The sequence below is a fragment of the Pseudoalteromonas sp. NSLLW218 genome (assembly GCF_015864775.1).
GTDB lineage: Bacteria > Pseudomonadota > Gammaproteobacteria > Enterobacterales > Alteromonadaceae > Pseudoalteromonas.
Window position 1 is genome coordinate 221,553 of the sequence record NZ_JADYWO010000006.1, and the last position, 24,545, is coordinate 246,097.

22 protein-coding genes are annotated in these 24,545 nt (G+C 38.9%); 5 read left to right on the forward strand and 17 right to left on the reverse strand.

Annotated elements, in window-relative coordinates:
- Nucleotides 1–165: 165 nt before the first annotated feature.
- Nucleotides 166–324 (reverse strand): YqaE/Pmp3 family membrane protein, encoded by a 159-nt coding sequence (locus tag I6E80_RS11180; protein WP_002957822.1) that lies wholly within the window; start codon nt 322–324, stop codon nt 166–168.
- 72 nt (nt 325–396) lie between these two features.
- Entirely contained in the window at nt 397–963 is a 567-nt protein-coding gene (locus I6E80_RS11185) for a BON domain-containing protein (RefSeq protein WP_197185569.1), read from the reverse strand.
- A gap of 328 nt (nt 964–1,291) precedes the next feature.
- Between I6E80_RS11185 and I6E80_RS11190 the strand changes: the two genes are divergently transcribed.
- Nucleotides 1,292–1,954, forward strand: a complete 663-nt coding sequence (locus I6E80_RS11190; protein WP_076924056.1) for a LiaF domain-containing protein — start codon at nt 1,292–1,294, stop codon at nt 1,952–1,954.
- 38 nt (nt 1,955–1,992) lie between these two features.
- Here I6E80_RS11190 and I6E80_RS11195 read toward each other — a convergent pair whose 3' ends face one another.
- Nucleotides 1,993–2,409 (reverse strand): VOC family protein, encoded by a 417-nt coding sequence (locus tag I6E80_RS11195; RefSeq protein WP_197185570.1) that lies wholly within the window; start codon nt 2,407–2,409, stop codon nt 1,993–1,995.
- A 276-nt stretch (nt 2,410–2,685) separates the two neighbouring features.
- Between I6E80_RS11195 and suhB the strand changes: the two genes are divergently transcribed.
- The gene (suhB, locus tag I6E80_RS11200) at nt 2,686–3,489 is read left to right on the forward strand and encodes an inositol-1-monophosphatase (RefSeq protein WP_007375998.1); all 804 of its coding nucleotides are present in this window, start codon (nt 2,686–2,688) and stop codon (nt 3,487–3,489) included.
- A 53-nt stretch (nt 3,490–3,542) separates the two neighbouring features.
- On the opposite strand, the gene I6E80_RS11205 is transcribed toward suhB, so the two are convergent.
- The 7 genes from I6E80_RS11205 to queA all read right to left on the reverse strand — a co-directional run bounded on the left by I6E80_RS11205 (nt 3,543) and on the right by queA (nt 11,826).
- Nucleotides 3,543–4,352, reverse strand: a complete 810-nt coding sequence (locus I6E80_RS11205; RefSeq protein ID WP_076924055.1) for an ABC transporter substrate-binding protein — start codon at nt 4,350–4,352, stop codon at nt 3,543–3,545.
- A gap of 18 nt (nt 4,353–4,370) precedes the next feature.
- Nucleotides 4,371–6,158 (reverse strand): bifunctional diguanylate cyclase/phosphodiesterase, encoded by a 1,788-nt coding sequence (locus tag I6E80_RS11210; protein WP_197185571.1) that lies wholly within the window; start codon nt 6,156–6,158, stop codon nt 4,371–4,373.
- Nucleotides 6,159–6,286: 128 nt separating this feature from the next.
- Nucleotides 6,287–7,234 carry a protein translocase subunit SecF gene (gene secF, locus I6E80_RS11215; protein WP_024600186.1) on the reverse strand — a complete coding sequence of 316 codons (948 nt, stop codon included), beginning with the start codon at nt 7,232–7,234 and terminating at the stop codon, nt 6,287–6,289.
- Between the two features lie 9 nt (nt 7,235–7,243).
- On the reverse strand, nt 7,244–9,103 hold the full coding sequence (gene secD / locus I6E80_RS11220; protein ID WP_010554381.1) for a protein translocase subunit SecD: 1,860 nt from the start codon (nt 9,101–9,103) through the stop codon (nt 7,244–7,246).
- 19 nt (nt 9,104–9,122) lie between these two features.
- On the reverse strand, nt 9,123–9,458 hold the full coding sequence (yajC, locus tag I6E80_RS11225) for a preprotein translocase subunit YajC (RefSeq protein WP_002957830.1): 336 nt from the start codon (nt 9,456–9,458) through the stop codon (nt 9,123–9,125).
- A gap of 25 nt (nt 9,459–9,483) precedes the next feature.
- Entirely contained in the window at nt 9,484–10,611 is a 1,128-nt protein-coding gene (gene tgt / locus I6E80_RS11230; protein ID WP_024600187.1) for a tRNA guanosine(34) transglycosylase Tgt, read from the reverse strand.
- Between the two features lie 183 nt (nt 10,612–10,794).
- Entirely contained in the window at nt 10,795–11,826 is a 1,032-nt protein-coding gene (gene queA / locus I6E80_RS11235) for a tRNA preQ1(34) S-adenosylmethionine ribosyltransferase-isomerase QueA (RefSeq protein WP_197185572.1), read from the reverse strand.
- Nucleotides 11,827–12,013: 187 nt separating this feature from the next.
- On the opposite strand from queA, the gene I6E80_RS11240 reads away from it, so the two are divergent.
- Together I6E80_RS11240 and I6E80_RS11245 are read left to right on the forward strand one after the other, a co-directional pair.
- The gene (locus I6E80_RS11240) at nt 12,014–14,545 is read left to right on the forward strand and encodes a GGDEF domain-containing protein (RefSeq protein WP_024600189.1); all 2,532 of its coding nucleotides are present in this window, start codon (nt 12,014–12,016) and stop codon (nt 14,543–14,545) included.
- A gap of 181 nt (nt 14,546–14,726) precedes the next feature.
- Nucleotides 14,727–14,939 carry a hypothetical protein gene (locus I6E80_RS11245; protein WP_002957835.1) on the forward strand — a complete coding sequence of 71 codons (213 nt, stop codon included), beginning with the start codon at nt 14,727–14,729 and terminating at the stop codon, nt 14,937–14,939.
- 18 nt (nt 14,940–14,957) lie between these two features.
- Here the strand turns inward: I6E80_RS11245 and I6E80_RS11250 are convergent, their stop codons facing one another.
- From I6E80_RS11250 to I6E80_RS11280, 7 genes are all read right to left on the reverse strand, one after another.
- A complete protein-coding gene (locus I6E80_RS11250) occupies nt 14,958–15,884 on the reverse strand; it encodes a hydrogen peroxide-inducible genes activator (RefSeq protein ID WP_024600190.1) in 927 nt (308 codons plus the stop codon).
- A gap of 82 nt (nt 15,885–15,966) precedes the next feature.
- Complete coding sequence (locus I6E80_RS11255) at nt 15,967–17,235, reverse strand: inorganic phosphate transporter (RefSeq protein WP_007586466.1); 1,269 nt, start codon at nt 17,233–17,235, stop codon at nt 15,967–15,969.
- Between the two features lie 39 nt (nt 17,236–17,274).
- Nucleotides 17,275–17,952 (reverse strand): TIGR00153 family protein, encoded by a 678-nt coding sequence (locus tag I6E80_RS11260; protein WP_024600191.1) that lies wholly within the window; start codon nt 17,950–17,952, stop codon nt 17,275–17,277.
- Nucleotides 17,953–18,102: 150 nt separating this feature from the next.
- Nucleotides 18,103–18,804 carry a phosphate signaling complex protein PhoU gene (phoU, locus tag I6E80_RS11265; RefSeq protein WP_007586465.1) on the reverse strand — a complete coding sequence of 234 codons (702 nt, stop codon included), beginning with the start codon at nt 18,802–18,804 and terminating at the stop codon, nt 18,103–18,105.
- A gap of 46 nt (nt 18,805–18,850) precedes the next feature.
- Nucleotides 18,851–19,678: a phosphate ABC transporter ATP-binding protein PstB gene (gene pstB / locus I6E80_RS11270; RefSeq protein ID WP_007586464.1), complete on the reverse strand. Its 828-nt coding sequence runs from the start codon at nt 19,676–19,678 to the stop codon at nt 18,851–18,853.
- 27 nt (nt 19,679–19,705) lie between these two features.
- Nucleotides 19,706–21,355 carry a phosphate ABC transporter permease PstA gene (gene pstA / locus I6E80_RS11275; RefSeq protein ID WP_024600192.1) on the reverse strand — a complete coding sequence of 550 codons (1,650 nt, stop codon included), beginning with the start codon at nt 21,353–21,355 and terminating at the stop codon, nt 19,706–19,708.
- 15 nt (nt 21,356–21,370) lie between these two features.
- A complete protein-coding gene (locus I6E80_RS11280; protein ID WP_197185573.1) occupies nt 21,371–23,605 on the reverse strand; it encodes an ABC transporter permease subunit in 2,235 nt (744 codons plus the stop codon).
- Between the two features lie 381 nt (nt 23,606–23,986).
- Between I6E80_RS11280 and I6E80_RS11285 the strand changes: the two genes are divergently transcribed.
- Complete coding sequence (locus tag I6E80_RS11285; protein ID WP_002957843.1) at nt 23,987–24,493, forward strand: glycine cleavage system protein R; 507 nt, start codon at nt 23,987–23,989, stop codon at nt 24,491–24,493.
- Nucleotides 24,494–24,545 lie beyond the last annotated feature (52 nt).

Below are 24,545 nucleotides of genomic sequence, written 5' to 3' on the forward strand. Positions count from 1 at the left end.
GTTGGGAGTGAGTTACAAGAAATAAATCACTTAGTTTGAGTAAATTAAAAATTAGATTTTGATAATAAATATTTACTTTAAAAACTAATATTGTGAGCCGATCAGTACTGAAGCTTTTATTTAGCTAAACCTCAGTAGTCGGCTTACACAATATATAATCTGTCATTATTTTTTCGCAATAATGTAGATTGCATGTATTAACCCTGGGAAGTAACCTAACAGTGTTAATAAAATATTTAGCCAAAAATGCATACCTAAGCCAACTTGCAAAAATACACCTAATGGCGGCAATAAAACTGAAAGTATTATACGAATAATATCCATGATTAAACTCCATTTAAATTAAGCATTAAAAAGGCGTAAAGCCCAGTGTTAGTGGGCCTTAACTATACTGTGTTATTCAGCAGTAATAGATAGTTTATCAACTACGTCACGAACATCTTCAGCATTTTTAGCAATTTTAACTGCTAGTTGTTTTTCAGCTTCAGACTCTACTGAGCCATTCAGAGTTACTATACCGTTGTCGGTATCAACATCGATGTCTGTACCACCAACTTCTGAGTCAAACAGGAAGCGAGTTGTGATTACAGTGGTGATTTTAGCGTCCGTTAGGTCGTTATCATCATCGTCCGTCATGTCTTTGTTTCTATCTTTTGTGTCCATGCTTTTAACAACGGTAAGGCTGTTTTCAACATCAGATACGCCATCTAGGCTAAGTACAAGTTCTTCTGCTAGCTCTTTATCAAGCTCGCTATTAACTTTACCTGTAAGTACTACCTTGCCATTTTTTACATCAGTGTTAATGTCAAAGTTGTTTAGATTAGTGTTCATAAGTAGAACTGTTTCTGCCTTACCATCAATCCAAGCATCTTTACTTTCGTTTTCCCAGCTGTTTGCTTGGGCACCCATAGCCGTAGTACCAAGAACTAGAGCTGCGATAATAGATTTGTTAAATGTTTTCATAATCTTTCTCCTTTTGATTAAAGACACTTTAACTAATGCGAGCTTTAGGCCAACTTTATTTCTATATATATTTCAATAGCTTGATGTAATTCTGGGATAAGGCACTATCTATAGCTGTGTAACTATTTACAGGCTACTCGGTAAAACTTTCTCAAATAGTGAAAATAACTAGATAATTGCATTTTTGGTTAATCTATCGTTAATATAACAAAACATAAAACATCATTGAAAATTAAACTATTGATAATTAAGATTATTATATTTGGTGCGTGCTTTGCATATAAACATCAGAAGCAGTATTAATAGCAAATATAATAAGGAATGCCCCATGTCTGTAAAAGTCGAAGACCGCCCAATAGAGCAAGTACGCGAACAAGTAATTGATCAATTAATTTATAATTACAGTCATGGGGTGATTTCTGTTGATGCATTTGAGAGACGCTTAGATAACGCGATGGATGCACCTAATAACGAAGCTCTTTTAGCCTTAGTAGAAGATTTAACACTTAATACTGATCAGCAATATAAAGCAGAAAAACAATCGCAATTTACACCACATTATAGTGCACAACAAAACAGTGATGATGATTTTACATTACGCAGCATTTTAGGCTCTAACGAGCGAAGCGGTCAGTGGGTCGTGCCAAAGAATATATATTTGAGTAACTTTATGGGATCGGTGGTGCTAGATTTTACCGATGCCATTTTTGCGCATCAAAATGTAACTATTCACGTTAACTGTATTTTTGGTAGTGATGAGATTTACGTACCAGAGCATGTAAATGTAGTGTCTAAAATGTTTTGTATTTTAAGTAGTCTTGAAAATAAATCTGTGTCGCTTAACAAACGCCAAGGTCCTACTATTCACATTGAAGGAAAGGCAGTTATGGGATCGGTTGAAGTAAAAATAAAGCGCACAATCAAAGAAAAATTTATGAGCTTTGCTAATGAGCTAAAAACACAACTTGGCGCTGGAAATAATCGTTCATAAAGCCTCGTTAAGCACCGCACTTTGCGGTGCTTAACCTATTATAAATCGTTATTTCGCTCACTTGGTATATCACTTAAATATTCTACAAATTCTACTTCAAACCCTGCGGGATCAATAAAGTAAACATTCTTTCTAAAAGGGTTCTCACTACCTTGCTTACTTATCCCAAAACCCGTTTTATTTAAGCGTGCTACTACTTCATTTAAGTTACTAGTTACATAAGCAAAGTGTGCAAAACCAACTTGATGGCCCGATAAGTTTCTGTTTTCACCCTCACCATGATCGCTTATCGCAATATAATGCGTGTCATCCCCAAAGTGTACCCAGCGTCTTGGTTTTCCATGCCAATCGCCTCTGCCCTCACTTCTAATCGACCAATGTGGAAATACAGCTCGGTAAAATTTAAGCATACTATCTATATCACGCGCGACTAAGTTTACGTGCTCTAAATACATAATGTTGTCCTATCAATTAAGTTAGGAGCACGATAAAACCTCAAGCTAACTTTAGGTAAAGCGTTATTTAAAATTAATTCGATTTAATAAACACATAAAGGAACATAATGACTTATTAATTGCTCATTATTATTTTTTAAAAATATATAAACATTTCAATCTTGTATAAAAAACAAGCACAAGTATTTGGGGTTTATTGTTTACTTTATGTCAAAAGTCGCTAAAATACGCCGGCTGAAATATATAAACGTTCTTTTACAACCCAAAGGTAATACCATGCATCCAATGTTAAACATTGCGGTTCGCGCTGCGCGCAACGCAGGCAAAATTTTACTTCGCGCAAGTGAAGATTTATCAAAAGTTGAAGTGCAACAAAAAGGCGCTAACGACTTAGTAACCAACATTGATAAAGAAGCCGAAGCCGTAATTCGTGACACTATTTTACAGTCTTACCCTACTCACTCTATTGTTGGTGAGGAATTAGGTGAGCATAAAGGCAAGGATGATGATTACCAATGGATTGTAGATCCTATCGATGGAACAACTAACTTCATCAAGGGTATCCCTCATTACGCGGTTTCTATCGCACTTAAAGTTAAAGGTCGTTTAGATCAAGCTGTTATTTATGATCCAATTCGTGGCGAGCTTTTCACTGCGTCTCGCGGACAAGGCACTCAGTTAAACAGCAAACGTCTACGTGTTAGCAAAACAACGGTCCTTGCAGGCACTGTACTTGCTACTGGCTTCCCTTTCAAAAACAAAAACCACATGGACGCATACACTGAAGCGTTTAAAGCATTGTTTGTACACACTGCAGACATTCGCCGCGCAGGTTGTTCTGCTTTAGATATGGCATACGTTGCAGCTGGCCGTGTTGATGGTTTTTTTGAAATTGGTTTAAAACCTTGGAACTCTGCTGCGGGCGAACTAATGGTTAAAGAAGCCGGCGGTATGGTTGTAGATTTCGCTGGTGGTAATAACTATAGCCACAGCGGCAATATCATCTGTGGTTCACCAAAACTGACCCAAGCAATTATTCGTGAAATTCGTCCAGTATTAACTGAGTCGTTACTTCGCTAATTTAATGCTATTAATAGCATGCTAAAAAGGAGCTCAGGCTCCTTTTTTTGTGCCTAAAAATAAGGGTTATCGAGTTTAATCTCAACCGTTTTGCCTTTTGTATACGGTAAAGTATTTAAATCCTTTGCGAAGTATTCATCAAATAATGCATCAAACTCGCCGTTTTTCTGCATCACAATTAACCCCTCTTCAATAGCCTTTGCCAATTCAGGTTTACTTTTAGTCACAAAATAATAAATACCCGTTGGGTAGCTTATGTACAAGTTTGGCACCACAACAAGGTTACTTTGCTTGTTTTCGATAAGTTCGGAATTAACCTCAATAAACGAGCGAGGAAAGTAATCTATTCGCCCACGGCTTGTTAGAGTAAACATGGCTTGGTAGTTAGTAAGCGGCCTTACATGTAGCCCGTTGTACGACATGATTCTTGTATCTGGCCAGTTGTGACCTTGCACTGCTGAAAACTCTCCTAGCTGCTCAAGAGTTTTTACGTTTTTAAAACGTGCTACATTTTGTTTATTAGTTAATAAAGCTCGCTTACCTATATAGCCTTTAAATAGTGGAATTTTTATTGCCAAAGCGAGCGTCTCTCGCTCTGGACTACTCATACTCCAATACATATCTAATTCGTTATCATCTAGGTTTATTAACTTACGCTTTTGCAGATCTGATATAGGGGTCATTCGGATAACACTGGGATAGTTAACACTCTCAAGTGCACGTACCAATAGCTCATTAAGGTACTCTTCACGAGCATTTTGAACATCTTGCTTTTGAGCTACATTAATTATTTGCTCTTGCGCCACAAGTGCAAAACTTACAAACAGAGTTAATACACTAATTGAAATTTTTATTGGCAACATAACAATTACCTACTTTATTTAAATCACCTGCTTATTGCTTGCTAAGCGCACCACAGCGGGTGCTGGCCCTTTACGTTTGCAAATAAACAAATAACTATGGCGATAACGTTTGGCCTCTTTTTTAGCATCAGTTGCAAGTGCTGCAACCTGATGGCTGTTTTTACATTGCTGTAAATCAGGCACAACTAAGCCAATCGATAACGTTAGTAAAGGCACAAATTGCTTTTCTCCTTCACGATTTGTGGCCCAATACCCTTTGCTCTTTATGTGCTCAGGTGTAAAAAATATACGAGACTGGTGTTCAAATTGCTCAATAATGGTATTACATATATCAACAGCGTCGTGCTGATCAAACACCACCATAAAGTCATCGCCACCTATATGCCCTACAAAGTTAGCACTATTTTTACACGCTTGCACTGTTACATCAGCTAATAGTTTAATTACACTGTCGCCGCTAGCGTAGCCATATAAGTCATTAAATTGCTTAAAATGATTAAGGTCTATATACGCGAGTGAAAACGAATTACTACCTCTTAATCGCTGCTCTATAGCCTCATTAATTGCTACATTACCAGGGAGCATGGTAAGCGGATTAGCATGTTGTGCATGACGTATTTTTTCTTCGGTTATGTGTTTTAAAATATCGCGAAGCGGCGCTAATCCTAAATAAGCTTTTTCTCTAGTTATCACTATATGGCGGCGTATATCAAAGTCTTGCTCAGTTATTTGCTTACTTACGGTATCGAGTAATTGGTTTTCATCAACGACTAAGGGCTGCTTATCCATAAGTGCAGTAACTGGGCGTTTATCGTAAAGGGCATGTCCATAGGGCGCTGCAAAAACTTCTGTTAATTGATCTCTGTGAAGTAGCCCTATTGGCTGGTTTTCAGTACTTAACACTGCAATACTTATAAGTAATTTATCTTGCTCAAAGAGCTTATGTGCATATTTACAACGAGTATCACTATTTATTGCAGGTTGCGTAATCGATAGGCGACCTATGGCCATTGATTGATCTAATAATGCGTTTGTTTGCACAAATGAAAGTGCCTGCAGCTGTTCTGAGCTGAAGTCCTCACTTGGCTTTATGCTTGGCTTTTCGAGTAAAAACCCTTGTACATTACTAATACCTAAATTCTCTACCAATGTAAGCTCTTCTGCGCGCTCTATGCCTTCGGCAATAACCTGAGTATTAGTAGCTCTAGCCAGAACGGTAATAGATTTCAAAAACTCTTTTTTAACTTCGCTTTCATCACAATGATCAATAAAATAGCGGTCAATCTTTACAAAGTCGGGGCATAGTTCAGACCATTGCTTTAATCCTGAATACCCAGCGCCTAAATCATCTATTGCTATAGTAAAACCGAGCTCTCGATAATGGGCAATCGTTTTTAATAACAAGAAGCCATCATCTACTTTTTCTTGCTCAGTAACCTCTATAACTACACGGTTAGCAGCTAAGCCAAATTGCTCTATTAGGTGCAGTGTTTCCCCTTTAGGGTGGCAAGGGTCTAATAGTGTTTTAGGGCTTACATTTAAAAATAATTTACCTTGTAGATTAAGCCTTACAAAGTTTTCAATCGCTTTTGAGCGACATAGTAATTCAAGCTCCGAAATTAAACCTTCCTCATGGGCAACTTTAAATAACGTATTAGCCATTTCTAACGGGCTATTTTTAGGTCCTCGACTAAGTGCTTCGTAACCTAAAATAACTTGATTACTAATATCAAAGATAGGCTGAAACAGCGTAGTTATTTCACCGCTTTTTAAAATGCACTCTAATACTTTGCGCTGAATCGTCACGTATTTGCCTAATAACTATTTTGATTGGAGCAATAAAGTACCAAGTGTGTATGACATTTTTATTGCGCAAAAAATGCGCTCATAAAAAAACCGCTCATAAGAGCGGTTTTTATTAAGTACAAACCTAGTTACGGCATAGCGTCTTGGTCTGCACCTTCTTTTTCAATTACTTCTGGTATTAAGTCTTCTTTGCTTACGCCCATTGCTATAGCAACAGAGCTCGCAACATAAATCGAAGAATAAGTACCAATAAACACACCAAACAGCAATGCAGTTGCAAAGCCATGAATGGTTTGTCCGCCCCATGCAAACAAAGCAATCAATACTAAAATAGTCGTGATTGAAGTTACAAGTGTACGGTTAAGTGTTTGTGTAAGTGAAATATCAATAATTTCTACAGTATCGTCAATGCGCACTTTGCGGAAGTTTTCACGTATACGGTCAGATACAACAATCGTATCGTTAAGTGAATAACCTATTACCGCAAGAATTGCCGCTAATATAGTTAAATCAAACTCTAAACCTAATACCGAAAATAAACCCACAGTAATAATAACATCGTGTAGTAGTGCACCTACCGCACCCACAGCAAAGCGCCATTCAAAACGAAATGCAACGTAGATTAAGATACAAATAAGCGCAGTTAGCATGGCAAGGCCACCCTGCTCTTTTAAGTCTTCACCTACACTTGGGCCTACAAACTCAATACGGCGCATTACTACGCTGTCGTCTGCTTTTTTAAGTGCGTCGATTACTTGGTTACCAATCACTTCAGCTTTTACATCGCTACCGCGTGGTGCTAAGCGAACTAAAATCTCTTGGCTTGAACCAAATAGCTGCACTGATGCATCAGCAAAACCATTATCAGCTAGTGCATCACGTACTTTTTTAAGGTCAGCCGGTTGTGAAAAACCCACTTCTACCGCTGTACCGCCGGTAAAATCTAAACCAAAGTTTAGGCCCTTAACAAAAATTGATGCAAACGACGCTAAAATTAATAACGTCGAAAAACCCATAGCCACTTTACGAAGAGACATGAAACGAAGGGTTCTACTACCCAAACTTAAAATTTGCATGTCAGCTCCTTAAATCGAAAGTTTATCAATACGTTTACCACCAACAAACAAGTTGATTACCGCACGGGTACCAACGATGGCTGTAAACATTGAAGTTAAAATACCAATCGCAAGTGTTACTGCAAAGCCAGCTATTGGGCCGGTACCTACTGCAAACAGTATAATGGCAGCAATTAGCGTGGTGATGTTGGCATCGAATATAGTGCTAAATGCGCTATCGTAACCAAAATGAATCGCTTGTTGAGGGCTACGGCCATCGGCCAGCTCTTCACGAATACGTTCAAAAATAAGTACGTTAGCATCAACTGCCATACCTACCGTTAATACAATACCGGCAATACCAGGTAGCGTAAGTGTAGCGCCTGGAATTAAAGACATAACACCAACAATTAGTACTAAGTTAGCCGCAAGCGCAAGGTTTGCAACCATACCAAAGCCTTTGTAGTACACAAGCATAAACACAAGTACAAACGCAAAGCCAAGTGCAACCGCAGTCATACCCGCTTCAATATTCTCTTGTCCTAAGCTTGGACCTACTGTGCGCTCTTCAACAATTTGAATTGGTGCAACAAGCGCACCTGCACGAAGTAGCAAACTTAAGTTATGTGCTTCTGCTGGGTTATCAATGCCTGTGATACGGAACGAGCGATCAAGACGAGCTTGAATTGTTGCTACGTTAATAACTTCTTCTACCTTAATAGGCGGAAGCGCTTTACCGTCTGCATCTTTTTTACCTGATGGCTTATATTCAATAAATACCGTTGCCATACGCTTACCAATAGCACGTTTGGTAAAGGCATTCATTTTTGCCCCACCTTTGCTATCGAGCGTAATACTAACTTGTGGGCGTTGGTATTCATCAGCGCCAGATTGCGCGCCAGTAATATGACTGCCTTCTAGAATAATACGCTTTTTAAGTACAACAGGGTAACCGTCGCGGCTCATGATCATTTCAGTACCCGCTGGGATACGACCTTGGGCAGCAGCGCTAATATCAGCGTTTTCGTCTACTTCACGAAATTCAAGTGTTGCTGTTGCGCCTAAAATTTCTTTAGCGCGTGCTGTGTCTTGAATACCTGGTAGTTGAACAATAATACGCTCAGCGCCTTGGCGTTGTACGTTAGGCTCTGCAACACCAATTTGGTTGATACGGTTACGAATAATCGTTTCATTTTGCTTGATAGCGTAGTCACGAATCTCTTTGAGTTTTTGCTCACTCATTGTCGCAAAGAATGCTTTATCGTTACTGCTGTCATCAATGTAGACATTTAGCGGGTAGCGAGTTTCTAAGAAGCTCTCTGCTGCGTCTTTATCTGCTTCGGTACGCATTTCTACACGCATACGATCGGAGCCTGCTACGCGGCGAACACTACGGTAACGTAGTTTTTCTTCGCGCAGGTCGCTACGAAAATCTTGTTCCATTTGCTCAAGCTGGTTATCAACCGCTGTTGCCATGTCGATTTCCATGGTGAAATGTACGCCACCACTTAAATCAAGCCCTAGCTTCATAGGGTTACCACCAACCGCTTTTAACCAAGCTGGTTGAGCAGGTGCCATATTAATGGCAGAAATGTAATCGTCGCTCAGTGAATCGCGCAGTAAGTCATGCGCTTTAAGCTGTTCTTCAACATTTTTTAAACGAACTAAAATTTGTCCATCTTCAAGTATTGTCGATTTAGCGGTTACATTATTTTTTTCAAGGATTGCGTTTACTTTGTCTACAACACTGAGATCTACATCAGCGCCTTTAGCACCTGAAACTTGTATAGCCGGATCGCGACCATACAAGTTTGGAGAGGCATATAAAAGGCCAATGGCTACCACAGCTAAAACAAGTAAATACTTCCAAACTGGAAACTTGTTTAACACGGGGTCGTCCTTATTATTTTTATAGCGACTTCATTGTGCCTTTTGGCAATACTGCAGATACTGCAGATTTTTGTACTGTTACTTCTGCTTGCTCGTTTAAAGAGATAACGATGAAATCTTTCTCTTCAGAAATTTTCACAATTTTACCCACTAAACCACCTTGGGTAAGTACTTCATCGCCTTTAGCCATCATACTCATTAAGCTTTTGTGCTCTTTAACGCGCTTAGCTTGCGGGCGGTAGATTAAAAAGTAAAAAACCAAACCGAAAATAGCTAACATAATTAGCATTTCCCAACCACCGCCTGCCGCAGGTTGACCAGCTGCTGCGTGTGCATTTGAAATAAATAAACTCATGATACTTCCTCTTTAATTTTAAAGTTTAATTTTTTATATCTACTAGCTCTGGCACGTCTTGGCCTCGGCGAGCATAAAAATCTTGTACAAATTCTTCTAATTTACCTTCGCTAATCGCATTACGTAAACCTTCCATAACACGTTGATAGTAACGTAAGTTATGAATTGTGTTTAGTCGCGCACCTAAAATTTCGTTACATTTATCAAGGTGATGCAAATAAGCTCGTGAATAGTTTTTACACGTATGGCAATCACACTCAGGGTCAAGTGGCCCTGTGTCTGTTTTATGTACTGCGTTACGTATTTTAACTACACCTGTGGTAATGAATAAATGGCCGTTACGCGCATTACGTGTTGGCATAACACAGTCAAACATATCAATACCACGGCGAACAGACTCAACTAAATCCTCTGGCTTGCCTACACCCATAAGGTAGCGTGGTTTGTCTTCTGGCATTTTAAACGCACAATGATCAAGAATATTCATCATTTCGTTTTTAGGCTCGCCTACTGATAGACCACCTAATGCATAGCCATCAAAGCCAATTTCTTCTAAGCCTGCTTGCGATTGTGCACGTAATTCTGGATACATACCACCTTGAATAATACCAAACAAAGCTGATGGATTGTCGCCATGCCCTTCTTTTGAGCGCTTAGCCCAACGAAGAGATAACTCCATAGAATCTTTAGCTTCTTTTTCAGTTGCTGGGTATGGCGTACACTCGTCAAAAATCATAACGATGTCTGAGCCTAAGTCGCGCTGTACTTCCATCGACTTTTCAGGCGACATCATAATTTCATCACCATTTACTGGAGATTGAAATAACACGCCTTCTTCAGTGATTTTACGCATTGCGCCTAAGCTAAATACTTGGAAACCGCCTGAGTCAGTTAAAATTGGGAAATCCCAATTCATAAAGTCGTGTAAATCACCATGTTGCTTAATGATTTCAGTACCTGGGCGAAGCATTAAATGAAAGGTATTACCTAAACATATTTGCGCACCAGTGGCTTTTACTTCATCTGGCGTCATACCTTTTACAGTACCGTAAGTACCAACAGGCATAAATGCAGGTGTTTCTATTACACCACGGTCAAAAATTAAGCGGCCGCGGCGCGCTTTTCCGTCAGTACAATCTAATTCAAATTTCATATCATCCTCAATGTCGGAAAAACAGTCCAACAAGCTATAATTTAACCGCTCGATTCTACCCTTTTTGCCTCATTAATACTATTAGCTGCGATAAATTCAATCTTGCTTATTACGCTAAACAAAAACCCCAGCAACGAAGCTGGGGTTTTTAATGTTTTTTACTGAGCATTAAATAACAAGCTGTTACTTGCGTGTTAAAAACATCGCATCACCGTAACTAAAAAAGCGGTACTGTTGTTCAATTGCGGTATTGTATGCGCCCATAATATTGTCTTGTCCGCTAAAAGCACTTACTAACATAATGAGTGTTGACTCAGGTAAGTGAAAATTAGTGACCATGGCATCAACAACATTAAATTGGTAACCCGGAAAAATAAATATATCGGTATCACCAAAATACGTATCTAACTTGCCGCCGTGAACTTTAGCTGCCGACTCTAGTGAGCGTACTGAAGTTGTGCCAACCGCAATTACGCGCCCGCCACTTGCTTTGGTTTGTGCAACGGCAGCAACTACATCATCGGGCACTTCTATGTACTCGGAATGCATTATATGCTCATCAACACTATCTACTCGTACTGGCTGAAAAGTACCTGCACCAACGTGCAAAGTAACAAAGGCCATGTTTACACCTTTATCCTTCAGTGCCGTCATTAACTTATCGTCAAAATGTAAGCCCGCTGTTGGCGCAGCAACTGCACCTGGCTTTTCTCCATAAACAGTTTGGTAACGCTCGCGATCAGCTTCGGTATCAGGTCGGTCAATATAAGGAGGCAGTGGCATATGACCAATATCATTAAGTATATCTAGCACATTTTGGCTATGATCAAACTCAAGCTCAAATAATGTATCGTGGCGTGCGACCATTATTGCTTTAGCTTTGCCTTCAAGAATAACTTCGTTACCAACCTTAAGCGACTTGCTCGCGCGTACATGTGCAAGTACTCGATGTTCATCTAGCACTCGCTCTACAAGCACTTCAACTTTGCCGCCAGAGGCTTTTTGACCAAACATACGTGCTGGAATAACGCGTGTATTGTTAAAGACTAATAAATCGCCTTCGTTTACTAAATCAAGTATGTCGCTAAACACTTTATGTTCTAGAGTTCCGCTTGGGCCATCTAAAGTAAGTAAACGGCTGCTAGTTCTGTCCGCTTTAGGAAAACGAGCTATTAATTCATCAGGTAAGTCAAAGCTAAAGTCAGCCACGCGCATAATTAGTAATCCACATCATTTAAAATCGCGCCAAGTGTATATGTATCGGATATTAAGCTCAAGAAATCAGCCAAACTTATAATGTCTTGTTTACGTGTTTGTCATTTAATTTTCTTGTTCTTATGGTTAAATGTCACTATTCTTGTTCGGCTGAATTATTATAAGTTACATTAGAGGTAATCAACACGTGCCAAACCAGCTTAAATTGCTAATATTAAACGCAAGTAGTGCTGAACGCCGCGCGATTAAGGCCACTTTAGATAGCTTAAATGTATTTACCTTTATTGATGCGCAAGATAGCCAACAAGCTTTAAAGCTTTTAAAACAACACCCTGTTGATATTATAATAACGGGCATTAATGTTGGTAAAATTGACGGCTGGCGCTTTTCGAGGATGATCCGCTCAGGATTATTAAAAACACCAAAAAACACCCCAATTTTACTTATCCCGCCAATTTACTGTGAGCGTATTGCCGAAACAACAGCCCGAAGCTACGGGATAGATGCTGTACTACCATTTGAACATAAAGACATGCTTCCTCAAGTGCTTGCGAATGTTCTATCTACTCACCTAGAGAAAAGTAGCCGACTAAATTTATTGCTATTAGAGCCACTCCAAAATACGGCCGACAAAATTAGTGAACAGTTAAAGTTAAACTTTGCTATTACTCACGTTACCTCAGCCAAAGCAGCACTAAACGCTTACAACCAACAGCAGTTTTCAATTGTGCTACTCGATGCCACGACATCAAGTGCAGAGAGCTCGAGTGTACTCGTTGAAGAAATCCTACAGCACAATTCCAAACAAGCTATTGTTACTATTATAGAAAGTGATGATGCTGATTACGCTGAGCAGCTTTTGCTCTCTGGTGTTACCGACTTTATTAGAGCCCCATACGACCCTTCATTTTTAAATAAAGTGTGTGACCACGCCGCACGACGTGAAGATTTTATGGTGAGTTATGCTGAGTTTGCTTACAAAGTAGAGCAACTAAGCGTGAGTGAAGTGCGTTATAAGGAGTTATTTTCGGCTCATCAGCGTATTTTATTGCATTTGAATACGGTTGTTTTAGAGCTTGATCAACAAGGTCATATTCGTTTTATTAACCCTGCCTGGGAAGCATTAAGCGGTTTTGGTGTTAAATCATCACTACAAAACCCATTAAGCGCTTATTGTAATAACGAAGATAAAGGAAGACTAAATTACACTATTAACGACATTTTACATGGTGGCGAGCAACAGCAACAAATAGAAGTAAAGCTCACCCATAAAAATGGCAATTTAATTTGGGTCGAATGCAGATTACAGCTAATCAAAAATAGTCGTAATAACGCGACCATAACCGCCACTATCGACAACATACACGAACGTAAACAAGCAGAAATCCAACTACGTCATTTAGCACACCATGACCCATTAACTGGTTTACACAACCGTTATTACTTCGACCAACAGCTTAATAAAATATGCCAAGATAAATACACGTATGATGGCATAGAGCATGCTGTTATTTATATTGACCTCGATCACTTTAAAATAATAAACGACAGCAAAGGTCACCACCAAGGTGACATAGTATTAAAAGAAGTGGCGCAATTATTTAAAGCAAATATTGGCGAAGACCATTTAGTGTGCCGAATAGGCGGCGATGAGTTTGCAGTAATACTTACCGATATGAATTTACTGGATGCACACCTTATTGCTGAAGGTGTGTGCAGCGCGATAGAAAAACATGCTTTTAAATCAGAAGATCAGATATATACAATTAGCTGCTCTATCGGTTTAACTCAAATTACGACACAAAATAATGATCCTAATGAGTGTTTAAAACAAGCTGATATTGCTTTGTATATTGCCAAAAATTTAGGGCGTAACTTAGTACATTGCTATTCAAAAGAGGATGCTCAAAACAATACGCTTCAAACAGGGCTTGAATGGGGTCACGAAATTCGCCAAGCACTGCAGCAAGATAATATTGAACTGCATTACCAACCTATTTGGGATTTTAAAGAGTGTAAAGTTGCTTATTTTGAAGCGCTCTTACGCTTAAAGCTCAAAGGTGAACTTATATACCCAAATCAATTTATTCCCTCTTTAGAGATGCTTAACGACACATTTTTGATGGATCAATGCGTTATACGTAATGCCGTTGCTTGTGTGTCTAAGCACCCAGAGTTAAATCAAGTTGCTATCAATTTGTCAGCACAATCATTTTTAGATGAACGCTTACTGCCATTAATTGAATCAAATCTTGAAAAGTATAACGTGCCCCCTTCGCGGATAATTTTTGAAATAACTGAATCAGCAAGTATTAACAATTTAAAAGCGACTCGTAAAATGATCGAGAAGCTTAATAGCTTAGGCTGTCATTTTTCTATTGATGATTTTGGAACTGGCTTTAGTACATTTAACTATTTAAAGCAGCTTCCGGCACAGCATGTAAAAATTGATGGCTCATTTGTAAGCGACATGCTTAATGACCCTATAGACTTAGCGTTAGTAAAAGCAATAAATGATATTAGTCGGTCTCTCGATAAGCGCTCTGTAGCTGAGTACGTTGAAAACGAAGAGATATTTTTTGCACTAAAAGAGATAGGTGTTGATTATGGACAAGGCTACTTTATTGCACGCCCAATACCTGTTGAAAAAGTAAAAGATGAACTTGAAAAAATTTCAAAAAATAAAACGTTTTACCAACAACAAGCTAGCCCAAAATAAACAAAATTAAACAATTTGTTACTACCAATATTACCTTTCTTGCCTATACTTTCAGTATCAAATGAAAAATGTCGTACCTTTTAATGCATTTCACTTTAAAAACATGACATTACCTTTTGGCGACGTAGTACTGATATTTATAGTGGGTTTCAAAGCTATTTAGGCTTTTAAGGAGAAAGGTATGACACAGCTAGTTATGTTATTACTGATTATACATTTTGCAATCGCGTATCAGTGTTATCGTTACGCAAATATTAAAGGCTACCCAGTTAAGGTTTTTACTGTATTAGGCTGCGTGCCTTACTTTAACTTAGTGGTATGGATTTATTTACTATTTTTACCCGAACTTGAGCCTTTTGAAAGCCATCTTCAAAATCAAAAGCAGCCTTTATAGGCTGCTTTCATTTATTTCCTATTCTAATTTAGAAAAATCTAAACTACATTGGCGCTTTAAAAATACCTCAAGCTGTTGACTAAATAACTTAAAGTCGCGGATCCGCCCCGTAGTTTTACGCCACAATATGCCAATATCTCTATATGCATCACTTTGTGATGGTGTAGCCACCATATTTTTATTATCTAAAATTCCGGCGTTAATCGCCATTTGTGGTAAAAAAGTCACCCCGAGCTGATGCTCAACCATACTCAATAATGTATGCAAGCTTGCTGCTTCAAATGGGTTAATACAACTAGCACGGTTTAAATGACATGCACTAAGCGCATGGCCTGTCATGCAGTGTTCACGCTCAAGTAAGAATACGCTAGCCTCTGGTAATAGATTAAAGTCGACTACGCCCTTTGCAGCGCTGTAATCCTTATGGTGCACTAAACTAAACTGATCTTTTGCCAATACTTGTGTATGAAATTTATCGGTTTCGTATGGCAGTGCAAGTAGCGCTAAATCAATATGCCCATGCTCAAGTTTATCCAGTAGCTTATCACTCGTATCTTCTATTAATACCAGCTCTAAATCACAAAAGGTTTCTTTACAAAAGTGATACAGCGGAGCCGCTATAAAGCTAGCAATTGTAGGTATAACACCCACCGTTAATTTACCACTCAGTGGTGTTAAAAAGCTTTTAGTGAGCTCTTTTAAACTAATTGTATCGTTAATTATTTTACGAGAGCGCTCAACAACTTCTTCACCAATACTGGTAAACATGAGGCTGCGATTTTCGCGTTCAATAAGCTGGCAACCCAAAGTTTCTTCAAGATTTTGAATAGCACTGCTTAAAGTAGATTGCCCAATAAAACAGGCACTGGCAGCTCTGCCAAAGTGCTGATGTTGATGAACAGCTAATAAATACTGTAGCTGTTTGATACTTGGAAGATTGGTCATTTTTTCTTTCCACAAATAAAAAGACCCCAACACCTAGGGCATTGAGATCTTTTCAAGCTAAAAGTCTTTGAGTACTTTTTTGTTAAACCCCAAATGCGGTTCTTAGTACGTAGAAAATAACAATAGCAAGGGCAGCGCCAACTGGCAATGTAATTACCCAAGAAACTACGATGTTTCTGATAACCCCCATGTTAAGTGCACCAATTCCACGTGCCATACCTACACCTAATACTGCACCCACTAAGGTTTGAGTAGTAGAGATTGGCATACCAGTACCTGATGCAATAACAACGGTAGAAGCAGCGGCTAATTCAGCAGCAAAACCACGGCTAGGCGTTAAATGTGTAATGCCTTCGCCAATCGTTTTAATTACTTTTTTGCCCAAAATAGCAAGACCCGCAACAATACCAAAACCCCCTAAAGGTAGAATCCACCAAGCAATAGCGGCTTTCTTAGCAATTTCACCATTGTTTTCAACAATATTTACAACAGCAGCTAATGGACCAATTGCATTAGCAACGTCGTTAGAACCATGTGCAAAGGCCATACAACATGCTGTTAATACCATTAGAACAGCAAACACTTTTTCAACATTGTTGAACTGCATTTGTTTATCTGCTTTTGGATCGATATTTAAACGAGAAATAGCAATTTTACCAATAATAGCAACAACTACTGCAACTGCGATTGCAAGGGCATACCCTTCGGCTGCACCTAAATCAACACCAACATGCTTTAAGCCTTTTTTAATTGTAACCAAGGCCATTATAAAACCTGCTAAACCCATATAAAGTGGTACATAGCGTTTAGCATTTTTTAGTGGTGCATCTGTATTAAAAATAAGTTTTTGTGCACTCATAAATATTAAGTATGCAATAAAGCCTGATATGGCGGGCGTTATAATCCAACTACCAACAATACCACCTACTTTATCCCATTGAATCGCCTCAGTGCCGACAGCAACTAACGCAAAACCAATGATTGCACCAATGATTGAATGAGTCGTTGATACTGGCCAACCTAAGAACGAGGCCATTAATAACCAAGCACCCGCTGCAAATAAAGACGAAATCATACCCAGAACCATAAGCTCCGGAATATCTGCAAATGGTGCCGCATCAATAATTCCTTTACGAATTGTTGATGTAACCTCACCACCTGCCAAGTAAGCGCCTGCAAATTCAAAAATCATCGCAATAAAAATTGCTTGTTTGATTGTAAGTGCTTTTGAACCTACAGATGTACCCATGGCGTTAGCTACGTCATTCGCGCCAATACCATAAGCCATAAAAAAGCCGACTGCTGCGGCAATTAAAATTAATACCGTGCCGTAAGATGCAATGATATCCATTGTAAAACCTTAATCTTTCGTGTTTGAACTGATTTTAAATTAACGAGCTAACATCAGCTCAAGACGTGATCCTACGCGCTCTGCAATATCTGCAAGCTCGCCAACCCATTCAATAATTTTATATAAAAACATTACATCAATTGGGTTTAACTCACCTTCTACATCACGTAGCTGGCGGCGTACTTTTATTTGCATTTCATCCGTGTCTTGTTCTATCGCATCCAATTCAACTAACATTTTTTCTACTAAGGTGACTTCTCGACCTTTAAAACCCGTTTCTAGCAATTCTTCTAACTCGTTAATTGCCTTTGATGCTTGTTTAGTCGCATCTACACAACGTGTTAAATAAGCTAAAAAGTCAGTTTGCATAACTTTTGGAATGGTCATTTCACGACCAATCACTCGCCCAGCTATGTCTTTCGCTTTATTGGCAATTTTATCTTGTTGAGTTACTAATTCGAGAAGATCTGTACGCTCTACCGGCATGAATAAACCACGCGGTAACTGTAAACGTATATCTCTTTTCATATCATCAGCTTCACGTTCTAAATTGCGAATAGTGATGCGAAGCTCTTCTGCCTGTACCCACTCTTCTTTAAATACGTGATTAAAAAAAGGTATCAAAGCTTTACTTGCTTGATGAACCTTCTTGATGTGTTCTTCCATTGGTTTGATAGGAGATTTTGCAAATACTCCTAAAAACGCGTTTGTAGGCATAACTGACCCTTTAATCAAATTGATATGCTTTGCAGCATGAATTTTACAGTATTAACCAAGATTGTGAACGCTTTTTATTACTTCACTAAAGCTTGCAATACACAAAGCGGCACTAAGCCGCTTTAATAGAAATACATGATGGATGAAAAATCATAGTGATTTTTCTATATCTTCTTGAGATGTATGGCGAATATCTTTGCCATTAACAAAGTAAATAATGTATTCAGCAATGTTCTGACAGCGATCACCAATACGCTCTAATGAGCGAACAGACCAAACTAAGTCCATGATTTTCGGGATTGAGCGTGGATCTTCCATCATGTAAGTCATTATTTGACGTGTGATAGCTTCATATTCGCGGTCAACTTTTGCATCTTCTTTATGTACTTGAAATGCGCGTTGCACATCCATACGCGCAAATGCATCTAGTACGTCGTGTAGCATTTTTAAAACTTGACGGCCCATATTTTCAATATTTACTAATAAATCTTGCTGATCTTTAGTAAATGAGTCTAGTGCAACTTTAGCAATTCGCTCAGCTTCATCGCCAATACGCTCTAAATCAGCAATTGTTTTTGCAATTGCAATCACTAAACGTAAGTCGCTTGCTGCAGGCTGGCGACGCGCAATAATACGCGTACATTCTTCATCAATGCTTACTTCCATAGCATTCACTTTATAATCGTTCTGACGTACCTTTTGAGCAAGCTCTGCATCGTTACGGCTCACAGCATCAAGCGCACTATTTAACTGCTGCTCAACTAATCCACCCATGCTTAATACATGATTACGTACATTTTCTAGTTCTTGGTTAAAACGCCCAGAAATATGTTTATTAATATTATGTTCCATAGTTACCTTCTCTCTTTATCTTGCACAACACGCTATAACGGACTAATTAACCGTAACGACCGGTAATGTAATCTTCGGTCTTTTTCTTCGTTGGTGTAGTAAATAAGGTATTTGTGTCTGAGTACTCAATCAATTCTCCCATATACATAAAGGCTGTTTGATCAGATACGCGTGCCGCTTGTTGCATGTTATGAGTAACAATAACAACGGTAAATTGGTTTTTTAAATCGTTTATTAGCTCTTCGATTACCAAAGTAGAAATTGGGTCAAGTGCTGATGTAGGTTCATCTAATAAAAGTACTTCTGGCTCAATTGCAATTGAGCGAGCAATAACTAAACGCTGTTGCTGACCACCCGATAAGCCAAACGCACTATCGTGTAATCTATCTTTTACTTCATCCCATAAAGCAGCACCACGAAGTGATTGCTCTACCACTTCGTCTAACTTACGCTTCTCTTTAATGCCTTGTAAGCGTAGGCCATAAACCACATTTTCATAAATTGATTTAGGAAATGGGTTAGGACGCTGAAACACCATACCTACATTACGACGAAGTGCTGCTACATCTACGCTCTTATCGTAAATGTTTTGACCGTGAAGTAATATTTCACCTTCAATACGACAAATATCAACCAAATCGTTCATGCGGTTAATACAACGTAATAGAGTTGATTTACCACACCCAGATGGTCCAATAAACGCAGTTACTTGGCCTTTTGGAATGTTCATATTTACTTTATTAAGCGCTTGCTTATCACCGTAGTAAAGATCGAGATCTTTAATCTCTAGCGCTTTTTGGTCATCCGTTAAATTTTCTAGGTCTAACTTCTGGCCTATATTAGCTTGGTTTACTTTTGGAGCGACTGTAATCATTTTTGTTACCTATAAAATCTTTACTAATTAGTGTTCAAGCGATCTGAATTTTTCACGTAAATGGTTACGTATACCAATGGCCGTTATGTTTAGGGTAATAATCACCGACACCAATAAAAAGGCCGTTGCGTATACCAGCGGGCGTGCCGCTTCAACATTAGGGCTTTGGAAGCCAACATCGTATATATGAAAGCCTAAGTGCATGAACTTTCTATCTAAGTGAAAATACGGGAAGTTGCCATCAAGTGGTAATGTAGGGGCCATTTTTACGACGCCTACTAGCATTAACGGTGCAACTTCACCTGCAGCACGCGCAACTGCCAGTATTAAACCGGTCATAATTGCAGGGCTTGCCATTGGAATAATTATGCGCCATAACGTTTCTACTTTTGTTGCGCCAAGCGCTAGTGAACCATCACGTACGGTACTTGGAATACGAGATAAACCTTCTTCAGTCGATACAATAACAACTGGCAGCGTTAGTATAGCGAGCGTTAATGCCGACCACATTACACCTGGCGTACCAAATACTGGCGTTGGCGACGATTCTGGATAAAATAGTTGGTCTAAGCTACCACCTAACATGTATACAAAAAAGCCAAGGCCAAATACACCATATACAATTGAAGGAACACCAGCCAAGTTAATCACCGCGATACGAATCATTTTAGTGATTGCATTTTTAGCGGCGTACTCGTGTAAGTAAATCGCAGCAACAACGCCAAACGGTGTCACTATTACAGCCATCAACATAACCATAAACACAGTACCAAATATAGCAGGGAAAACACCGCCCTCTGTATTTGCTTCACGTGGATCATCAGATACAAACTTACCTAGCTGTACAAAATAGTGACCTAGCTTTGCAAAAAAGCCCATGTCGTTTGGAAACCAAACATCAAGTACTTGGTACATTGGAATCGTTACAACCTCACCGCGCATATCTTTTACAGTTACGTGGTCACGCTTAGCTTGCTTGCGTAGTGCAAATAAATCTTTTTCAAGTACACCATACTGTGCACGTAATTCAGCACGCTCTTGAGCAAGCTCAGCAACACGCTCATCAGTAAGTGCATTATCGAGTAAGTAGCCCTTTTCTTTTAAACGAAGGCGTTCAAGTGCGTAGTTAATATGCCCAATGTCACCATTTTGCAAATCAAGTGCTTCGTCGTTTAAGTCTACTGCACGCTCTACAAGCTCATGTAGCGCTTCAATCTTATCGCCTTCGACTGGTTTACCATCTTTAATTACACTTTCAACATAACCATAAAAATTACCGTTTTTACTACGCTCAAATACAGCAAGCGCCGCTGGTGCTGTTTTATTTTTTATGTCGGTTTCTAATATCCAACGAAAATCTAAATCTACATATTCGCGGTTACCTGTTTTAATAAGCAAGCGCTCTATTTCTTCTTTTTCAAATTCGCTAACATCAATACCTGTCGCGGCTAAACGCGTTTTTGGTACTAATTCACGGTCGTAAACTTCGCCAATCACGGTTTGCTTTGCAATCGACCCTTCAAGTTCAAATTGCACAACTTCCGAAGGCCAAAAAAAACTTAATCCCTTCCAGGCTATCATTGCTAATAAGCCTAAAACTGAAATCAAACTGATGCTCACTGCACCACCGGTCATCCAAATCCAAGGAGAACCAGACTTAAACCACTGCTTTACCATGTCGTGTCTCTCCGCTTACATCGAGCTATATTTTTCACGCAGTTGCTGGCGAACAAACTCAGCTACTGTGTTAAAAATGAATGTGAATATGAATAGTACAAAGGCCGCTAAGAACAGTATTCTATAATGTGAACTGCCTACTTCAGACTCTGGCATTTCAACTGCAATATTTGCCGCAAGCGTTCGCATACCTTGGAAAATACTCCAATCCATAATAGGTGTATTACCCGTGGCCATAAGTACAATCATGGTTTCGCCAACTGCTCGGCCAAGTCCCATCATTACCGCTGAGAAAATACCAGGGCTTGCTGTTAGTAATACAACGCGTATTAGTGTTTGCCACTGCGTTGCACCTAATGCTAATGAGCCGTTTGATAAATGCTTTGGAACACTAAATACAGCATCTTCTGCAATTGAGAATATGGTAGGAATAACCGCAAAACCCATCGCAATACCTACAACAAGTGAGTTACGTTGATCGAATGTCATACCCAGCTCATTTGTTAAGTACTGACGTACATTGCCGTCAAACATCCAAAGCTCAACAAATCCACTCATCGCAAACGAAAACCAACCAATAAGTAAGACGACCGGAATAAGGATAATTGAATGAGAACCTTCAGGAATTCTATGGCGAATTTTTGTTGGCAATTTAGTCCAAGCTAAGCCCGTCGCTAACATACCTAGCGGTAATAGTACGAGTAACCCAACAATCGCAGGTAAGTGTTCTTCTATTAACGGTGCTAACCAGAGACCCGCTAAAAAACCCAAAATAACCGTTGGTAATGCTTCCATTATTTCTACGGTAGGCTTAACCACTTTACGTAATTTGCTCGACATAAAGTATGCCGTGTAAATAGCCGCCGAAAGCGCGATTGGTACAGCAAACAACATAGCGTAAAGTGCAGCTTTTAATGTACCAAACGAAATTGGCACTAATGAAAACTTAGACTCAAAGTCATCACTAGCTGATGTTGACTGCCATATATAACCTGGCTCTGGGTAACCTTCGTACCAGACTTCTTGCCAAAGTGCTGACCAAGTAACTTCTGGATGCTCGTTGTGAATATCTAATACGGTTAGTTTGTTATCCGCTAAAATTAACGCAGCATTTGAACGTGGTGCAATTGCAAAGTTCTCTATTGCACCTTCACTTACTTTACCTTGCCAAAGTTTTGCTTCACTTGTTGTGTAATACACACCTAGCTCACCATTATTGCCGGTAGTAAAAAAAGTACGACGGTAAAACTCAGTAAATATATTTAGCTTACTTTGCTTAGTCGTTTCAAATGAGCGAATTTTTTGATATTCGCGGCCTGTGTCAGTGTTTACTTCAAACCACTGCGAAACCTCACCGTTATCATTCGCAAGCATTAATGAGTTTGCACCAGCCAACAACTGTGCAGATACAATATTTGCATTTTCTTCGTTAGCCGAAAGTAATTGAATTTGCTCTACATCACTTGGGTCGCGTGTATCGTATACATACACTTGATTAGCAGAACGCACAAAAGTACGTGTTGTATCTGGCGACATTAATAACTCGTCTACACGTCCTTCAACATCAAGTTCTGTACGCTCAACAACCCACTCAACTTCACCAGTAAACATATTCTCTTCAGCAACAAAACTGCTAAACAGTACACGTTTATCTTCGGTAAGTGCTACAACTGCTGTTTTGTCTTCATAGTGACTAAATGCAAAGCGTTTAATAGCCGCACCTTGCTCATCTACTTCTAAAGCCATTTCCCCAAGAGGAAAACCTAAGCGAGGTGTTAATTTACGTTCGTTGTTTGGAAAGGTAACTAAAAATTTAGGTGCAACAACCATTACGGTGCCATCTTTTAAACCAAACGCATAATGCCCTTGAAAAGGCGCGCTAGTTGCAAAGCTTGTTGCATCAATAGGTAACTCTGCATTAAGCGTTTTGAGTTTTTTACCAAAACTACCTGACTCAACGCTGTAAAAATCAACCTGCCCCTGCTCACTTAGTAAATAAGCTACTTCAGTTTGCTCTTCTACGCCTAAACCTACTATTTGCTGTGAATTAGCAACATGAAAGCTATCGCGCTTTTCTACTTTTGCTGATTCAAAAATTGGCTGTACTACATAAAGAAGGTAAAAGAATATTAATAGCAGCGCTACTAATACCATTATCCCACCTGCGGTTATGCCAAATTTGGCAAACCGATCTTTAAATAGACGGCTTCGATCCGTATTAAAAGTCGGCTTATTCGGATTTGAAGTCATCAAAACACCCTTAAATCTTAACGTTGCATAAATTATATTTCATCAAGATGACAGTATTGTTACAACGGTAACAATAAGCACTTTAAAACACTTTTAAATAAGACTCGCGAGGTAAATGCCTAAATTAACTTCAAATCGATGATTTATAAGTGAACTAAATTATAAAATAATTGGACAAAGTATTTATCGAGGTCAATACTCAAAGAGTACTTAGTAAATAATAATGACTATTGATACTGCGTAGAGTCAACACAACTATATCCATTTTTATTAATTTAAAATCAAAGATTTATACAAAGTGCAATAACAGACAATTTATATTAAACAATACACTTAATGCCTATGCATTTACTTTCTTTGGGCTTAAAAAGAGAATTATTTATGAAGCAGTTGGTTATAACTATTTTAGGGCAAGATCGCCCCGGTTTAGTCGAGAGCATCTCATCAGTCGTATTACAGAATCATGGCAACTGGCTAAGCAGTAACTTAAGCCATTTATTAGGTCATTTTGCAGGTATCATTCAACTTGAAGTTGCTGAGGAGCATTTTCAGTCATTACAAAGTGCTTTAAATAAGTTACCTAAGTTAGACGTTCGTATTGAAACCGGAAACACAGAGATTGAACCATCAACACTAGAGCAAATTAACCTAGTTATAACAGGCAACGATCGTCCAGGTATTGTTCAAGAGCTGGCAAGTGTAATACGCCATAAAGGCGCTAATATTACTCATTTAAATTCAAGACAACAAAGCGCACCTAATTGGGGAGTGCCTATTTTTAGCGCTGTTGCTACCGTCACGTTGCCAAATGGCATGAATAAAGATGAAGTTATTGAAGCACTAGAGTCAATCACAAGTGATTTAATTGTAGATACAGAAGAAGTTTAACCTCAATTTATGCGTGTCATGCATATGACACGCATGTCATTTTAATGTCATT